Here is a 6493-nt window from a genome sequence, read left to right as displayed (position 1 = left end):
CCGTGCAGACCGAGCTGCAGCGCCGCGTCATGCAGCGCGCGGCCCAGCGCAAGCCCGCCCCCTCGCGGCAGGCGCAGGCCGATGCGCAGCCTTCGCTGCCCCTGCAACAGGCAGAAGCGGCCTACGAGCCGCCCTCGCTGTCGCTGCTGACCAATCCCGACACGATCCAGCGCCACCACCTCAGCGACGAGGCGCTCGAGGAAAACGCGCGGATGCTCGAGAACGTGCTGGATGACTACGGCGTGAAGGGCGAGATCGTCAGCGTCCGCCCCGGCCCCGTGGTCACCATGTACGAACTGGAACCGGCACCGGGCCTCAAGGCATCCCGCGTGATCGGCCTTGCCGATGACATCGCGCGCTCGATGTCGGCGCTGTCCGCGCGCGTCTCGACCGTGCCGGGGCGCACCGTGATCGGCATCGAACTGCCCAACCAGAACCGCGAAAAGGTGGTGCTGCGAGAAATCCTGAGCCACCGCGGCTTCGGTGACGGCAACCACAAGCTGCCGCTTGCGCTCGGCAAGGACATCGGCGGTGACCCGATCGTCGCCAACCTCGCCAAGATGCCCCACCTGCTGATCGCGGGCACCACCGGCTCGGGCAAGTCCGTGGCGATCAACACCATGATCCTGTCGCTGCTCTACAAGCTGTCCCCCGATGAGTGCCGGATGATCATGATCGACCCCAAGATGCTGGAACTCAGCGTCTATGACGGCATTCCGCATCTTCTGTCGCCCGTCGTGACGGACCCGAAAAAGGCGGTCGTGGCGCTGAAATGGGTCGTGGGCGAGATGGAGGAACGCTACCGCAAGATGTCGCGCATGGGCGTTCGCAACATCGAGGGCTACAACGGCCGCGTCGCCGACGCGCTCGCCAAGGGCGAGATGTTCAAGCGCACCTACCAGACCGGTTTCGACGACGAGACCGGCGATCCCGTCTTCGAGACCGAGGAATTCCTGCCCGAGAAGATGCCCTTCATCGTCGTGATCGTCGACGAGATGGCCGACCTGATGATGGTCGCCGGCAAGGAGATCGAGGCCTGCATCCAGCGCCTCGCACAGATGGCGCGGGCCAGCGGCATCCACCTCATCATGGCGACGCAGCGCCCCTCGGTCGATGTCATCACCGGCACGATCAAGGCGAACTTCCCGACGCGGATCTCGTTCCACGTCACCTCCAAGATCGACAGCCGCACCATCCTGGGCGAACAGGGCGCCGAGCAGCTTCTGGGCATGGGCGACATGCTCTACATGGCGGGCGGCGCCAAGATCACCCGCATCCACGGCCCCTTCGTCTCGGACGAGGAGGTCGAGGAGATCGTGACCCACCTCAAGAGCTTCGGACCGCCCGACTATGCCTCGAGCGTGCTCGACGGCCCCGACGAGGACCGCGAAAGCGACATCGACGCGGTGCTGGGCCTGAACACCGGCGGCAACACCGATGGCGACGACGCGCTCTACGACCAGGCGGTCGCGGTGGTGGTGAAGGATCGCAAATGCTCCACCTCCTACATCCAGCGCAAGCTGGGGATCGGCTACAACAAGGCCGCGCGCCTCGTGGAGCAGATGGAGGAAGCCGGGCTCGTCTCCTCGGCCAACCACGTGGGCAAGCGCGAGATCCTCGTGCCGGAACAGGATTGATCCGCTGACGGTTGCGTGAGGCGTGTTTCTGCCCCTTCAACCGGGGCGTGAAAGGGATATCTTGAGGCCATGAAACGCATCGCGCTGCCCCTTGCCCTTGTCCTCGGTCTGGCCGCCCCGGCGCAGGCCGACCTCGTGCCACTGTCCGACCTGTCGCGCTACCTGCAGCAGATCGCCACGGCCGAGGGCACCTTTACCCAGATCAATTCGGACGGCACCATCACCACCGGCGACATCTACATTCACCGCCCCGGACGGATGCGCTTCGATTACGACGGCGACGAGCTTCTGGTCATCGCCGGCGGCGGACAGGTGGCGATCTTCGATGGCCGCTCCAACAGCAACGCGGAACAATATCCCCTGCGCGAGACGCCGCTGAACCTGATCCTCGAGCGCAACGTGGATCTTGCGCGCTCGGGCATGGTGATCGGTCACGAGTTCGACGGCACCGCCACCCGCGTGCTGGCGCAGGACCCAGACCGCCCCGAGGCGGGCACCATCGAGCTGGTCTTCACCGGCGACCCGGTCGAGCTGCGCCAATGGGTCATCACCGACAGCACCGGCGCGCAGACCACCGTGGTCCTCGGCACCCTCGAAGAAGGCGTGACGATCCCCTCGCGGCTGTTCAACATCCCGCTCGAGGTTCGCGCGCGCCGGGGCGATTGACGGCGGGGCATGTTATCCCGGAGTGATGTCGCATGGCCGAGGGGCGCAAGACCGCCCCCCGGTGTCGCGCAGCCCGCCTTACCGGCAGGACAGAAGCTGCACCCGGTAAGTTTCGGCGCGCGCCGCCACGCGGTCGGCGACGCCCAGAAGCCAGGCCTTTGAGTTGTAGCTGCCACGGGCAAAGCCCGCATGGCCCTCGTGATAGGCGAGATACTGGTTGCGCGCGTCGTCCAGCGCGATGCCGTTCCGCTCGCGGGTCAGCACCATGTACCAGCCCATGAAATCCGCCGCGTCGTCGATATCGGTGCGCTGCGCGCGGCGGTTCCCGGTCGAGGCGCGGTATTCGTCCCACGTGCCGTCCAGCGCCTGGCTGTAGCCGAAGGCGGAACTCAGCCGTCCCATCGGGATCACCTCGAGCGCGTAGCGGAACGGCGGGCGCGCATCGCCGTCGAAGCGGCTTTCCTGGTGAAAGGTCGCCATCTGGACATGCACCGGCACGCCCCAGCGCCGCTCCGTCCGCCGCATCGCGCGGTAGTAATGCGGCCGCTCGGCCGCCAGCGCGCAGGCGTCGTCAAGGTTGCGCGGGGCCGAGAATTCGCGCCGCCCGCAGCCCGCGGCCACGACGACGAGAGAGCCCAGGAGAAAGGACCGTCGTTTCATGTGATCTGCTCGTGCCCGATTTTTCGGTTCTCTTCCGCCCAGTATACGGCAAAGTGCGGCGCGATGAAATGGCGGCCTTTGCCCGCGGTCATAGCAGGAACGACAACGTGATCGGCATCGCCGCCACCGACATCAGGGTCGAGACCATCACAAGCCCCGCCACCGCTTCGGCGTCCGCGTCATAGCGTTCCGCCAGCAGGTAGGAGGTGACGGCGACCGGCGTCGCCATCTGCAGCACCAGCACCCCGAAGGCCACCGGCTCCAGCCCGAAGGCCCGGCCCGCGGCCACCCCCACCGCCAGCCCCAGCGCCAGCTTCGCCGCCGACAGCCAGGCCGCACGGCCCAGCCGCCCCGGCGTCAACCGCGCGATCGCAACCCCCAGCGTGATCAGCATCAGAGGGATCGCCATCTGCCCGGCCAGCGCCAGCGCGCGGGTCAGCCAGTCGGGCGTGTGCCAGCCCTGCGACAGGAACAGCCCGCCCAGTAGCGTCGCCCAGAGCATCGGCTCGCGCAGCACGCGGGCAGGCTGCGCCGCGCCGGCCACCAGCCACAGCCCCACCGTGAAGGTCAGAAGCGCCATCACCGCGAAGACCACCACGGCAAGGCCCAGCCCCGTCTCGCCATAGGCGAACAGCGCCAGCGGCAGCCCGATGTTGCCGGTGTTGCCAAAGGCCAGCGGCGCGACATGGGCGCGGCGCTCGAGCCCCGTGAGGGCCACCAGGGCCCAGCTGGCCGCGATCACCGCGACATAGGCCACCAGCGCCGCAAGACTGAGCGCGGTCAGCGCGGCCGCCTCGATCTCGGCCCCCATCAACGCGGTGAAGATCAGGCAGGGCACCGCCAGCGTCATCGCCATCCGCGTGACGAAGTCCGTCGGGTAGTCGTATCCCGCCCTGGACCAGGCGAAACCGGCCGTTCCCAGCAGGAAAACAGGGGCCACGATGCCCAGGACCGTCAGGGCCATATCCAACAGATTGTTTCCCCCGGATCTTGGCGAGAGTCATGGACATCCCCCCCTTGGCCGCGTTAGAGGAGGCGTGCAAGGGGGTTCTGCGTCATGCTGAAAAGCGCGGCAAAATACAATCTGGGGCAGGTCGTCCGCCACCGCAAACACCCGTTTCGCGGCGTGATTTTCGACATCGACCCCGAATTCGCCAACACGCAGGAATGGTATGAGGCGATCCCCGAAGAGGCCCGTCCGGTCAAGGATCAGCCCTTCTATCACCTGCTCGCCGAGAACGACCAAAGCTACTACGTGGCCTATGTCTCGGAGCAGAACCTCGTCCCCGACGATACCGGTGAACCGGTCGATCACCCCGATCTGCCGGACCTGTTCGGCGAGTTCCAGGATGGGCGTTACCCGCTGGAATTCCAGCTGAACTGAACGCCCGGCCTACTCGACCGGGCGGCTCGCCTTCTTCCACTCGGAAAACCCGCCCGCCATCTCGGCCACGTTCTCCATCCCCATGTCCTGCAGCGCCTTGGTCGCCAAGGCCGAGCGTTGCGCGCCCGCGCAGACAAGGATCAGCGTCTTGTCGGTGGCGAAGGCGGGCTTGTGATAGGGGCTTTCGGGGTCCACCCAGAACTCCAGCATCCCCCGCGGCGCATGGATCGCGCCGGGCAGACGCCCGTCGCGCTCCAGCTCGCGGATGTCGCGGATATCGACGAAGACGGCGCGGCCCGCCGCGACCGCCTCCGCCGCCGTTTCCTGTTCCAGCGTGGTGATCGCGGCCTTGGCCGCGGCCACCAGCGTCTTTACCGGTGTGATCGCCATCTCAATACCCCAGCGCGATGCCGTCCTTGCGCGGGTCCGACCCGCCCTCGAGGCTGCCGGTGTCATGGTGGATGCGGATCGCCTGCGCGCCGCCGATCCCCACGGCGGGAATGGTGACGGCGTGGCCCATCTCGGCCAGCTCCTGCCGGACGGTCTCGCTGTAGCCCTTTTCGACATTCATCGTGCCGTATTCGCTGAAGCAGCGCGGCGCGTCGATCATCTCCTGCGGGCCGAGCCCGTAATCGACCATGTTCGTCACCATGCGCGCATGGCCCGTCGACTGGTATTGCCCGCCCATCACGCCGAAAGGCATGATGACGCGCCCCTCCTGTTTCAGCATCGCCGGGATGATCGTGTGCATCGGGCGCTTGCCGCCACCCGCCTCGTTCGGATGCCCCTCTTCCAGCGTGAAGCCCGCACCGCGGTTCTGGAACAGCACGCCGAACTTGTCCGACGCGATGCCCGATCCGAAATCCTTGAAGACCGAGTAGATCAGCGACACCGCCATGCGGTCGCGGTCGACCACCGTCAGGTAGATGGTTTCCTTGTGGACCTCCTCGGTCAGCGGCTTGGCCGAGGCCATCGCCCGCGTCGGGTCGATCAGCGCGGCAAGCTTCTTCGCCGTCGCGGGGTCCAGCATATGCGCCAGCCGCGTCATGTGGTCCATGTCCGCCAGGAACCGGTCGCGCGCGTCATAGGCGAGCTTCGTCGCCTCGGCCTCGATATGGGCGCGCAGCGTGCCGAAAGGCTCCATCGACGGAAGGTCGAACTCGGCCAGGATATTGGCCAACAGGATCGCGGTCGCGCCCTGGCCGTTCGGCGGATGCTCGACCAGCTCGACGCCCTTGTAGGTGCCGCTGATCGGCGTGGTGTAGTCGCAGGCGGTGTTCGCAAAATCCTCCAGCGTATGCACACCGCCCAGCGCGCGCAGGCTGGCGACCATGTCCTCGGCCACCTCACCCTCGTAGAACCCCTTCCGCCCCTCGGCGGCGACGCGGCGCAGCACCTCGGCCTGGCCCTTGTGGACGAAACGCTGCCCGACCTTCGGCGCGGCCCCGTCGACCAGGTAGAAACCGCGCGCGGCGCCGCTCAGGTTCTCGTGGTGATTGGCCCAGTCGAAGCCCGCACGCGGCGCGACCGGAACGCCCGCCTCGGCGTAATGGATCGTGGGGGCGAGCAGCCGGTCGATCCCCAGGCGCCCGTGATCCTCGGACAGGCGGCAGAAGGCATCCACCGCGCCGGGCACGGTCACCGCGGCAGGGTCGCCGAAGACCGGCATCTTCTCATGCCCCTTGGCGCGCAGCGCGGCCCCCGACAGGGCGGCAGGTGCGCGGCCCGAGCCGTTCAACGCGATGACATCCTCGGAACCCGCGGGCTTCACCAGCACGAAGCAGTCGCCACCGATCCCCGTCATCGCCGGTTCGCACAGCCCCAGCAGGACCGCGCCCGCGATGGCCGCATCCACGGCATTGCCGCCCGCCTTCAGCGTCTCGACGGCGGTCTGCGCCGCCAACGGGTGCGAGGTTGCGCACATCCCCTGGTCGGCGAACACGGCCGACCGGCCGGGTTGATGAAAATCGCGCATTGTTGTCCCTCCCACGCGGTCACGGTCCCCGCGCGCAAGGTAACCGCGGGCGCGGCGAGGGCAAGGGGCGGCAGACCGGGCGCGTGACAAGGCACCCTCCACCGCCTCCCCGCCGCCCGTGTCCAGGGGGGAGGAGGCGCGGAACCGCGAGGGATGCAACCGTCGCCCGCC

Annotated in this window: 7 protein-coding genes; 3 read left to right on the top strand and 4 right to left on the bottom strand. The window is 67.7% G+C overall.

Annotated elements, in window-relative coordinates; all coding sequences use genetic code 11:
• Both QQK83_RS06685 and QQK83_RS06680 read left to right on the top strand, forming a co-directional pair.
• Positions 1-1637, top strand: a 1637-nt coding sequence (locus QQK83_RS06685; protein WP_284262833.1) for a DNA translocase FtsK, incomplete at its 5' end; no start/stop codon positions are given.
• Between the two features lie 69 nt (positions 1638-1706).
• Entirely contained in the window at positions 1707-2303 is a 597-nt protein-coding gene (locus tag QQK83_RS06680; RefSeq protein ID WP_284262832.1) for a LolA family protein, read from the top strand.
• Positions 2304-2381: 78 nt separating this feature from the next.
• On the opposite strand, the gene QQK83_RS06675 is transcribed toward QQK83_RS06680, so the two are convergent.
• Both QQK83_RS06675 and QQK83_RS06670 read right to left on the bottom strand, forming a co-directional pair.
• On the bottom strand, positions 2382-2963 hold the full coding sequence (locus QQK83_RS06675; RefSeq protein ID WP_284262831.1) for a transglycosylase SLT domain-containing protein: 582 nt from the start codon (positions 2961-2963) through the stop codon (positions 2382-2384).
• An 88-nt stretch (positions 2964-3051) separates the two neighbouring features.
• Positions 3052-3933: an AEC family transporter gene (locus QQK83_RS06670; RefSeq protein ID WP_284262828.1), complete on the bottom strand. Its 882-nt coding sequence runs from the start codon at positions 3931-3933 to the stop codon at positions 3052-3054.
• An 87-nt stretch (positions 3934-4020) separates the two neighbouring features.
• Here QQK83_RS06670 and hspQ point away from each other — a divergent pair, with 87 nt between their 5' ends.
• On the top strand, positions 4021-4347 hold the full coding sequence (gene hspQ / locus QQK83_RS06665; protein WP_284262826.1) for a heat shock protein HspQ: 327 nt from the start codon (positions 4021-4023) through the stop codon (positions 4345-4347).
• A gap of 9 nt (positions 4348-4356) precedes the next feature.
• Here hspQ and QQK83_RS06660 read toward each other — a convergent pair whose 3' ends face one another.
• A complete protein-coding gene (locus tag QQK83_RS06660; RefSeq protein ID WP_284262824.1) occupies positions 4357-4737 on the bottom strand; it encodes a rhodanese-like domain-containing protein in 381 nt (126 codons plus the stop codon).
• 1 nt (position 4738) lies between these two features.
• Positions 4739-6322, bottom strand: coding sequence for a gamma-glutamyltransferase family protein (locus tag QQK83_RS06655; RefSeq protein WP_284262822.1), 1584 nt, complete (start codon positions 6320-6322; stop codon positions 4739-4741).
• Between the last annotated feature and the right edge of the window lie 171 nt (positions 6323-6493).

This window comes from Roseicyclus amphidinii (assembly GCF_030163755.1).
GTDB lineage: Bacteria > Pseudomonadota > Alphaproteobacteria > Rhodobacterales > Rhodobacteraceae > Roseicyclus > Roseicyclus amphidinii.
The sequence above is the reverse complement of the archived record's forward strand: the minus strand, read 5'-3'. Positions and strand labels throughout refer to the sequence as shown.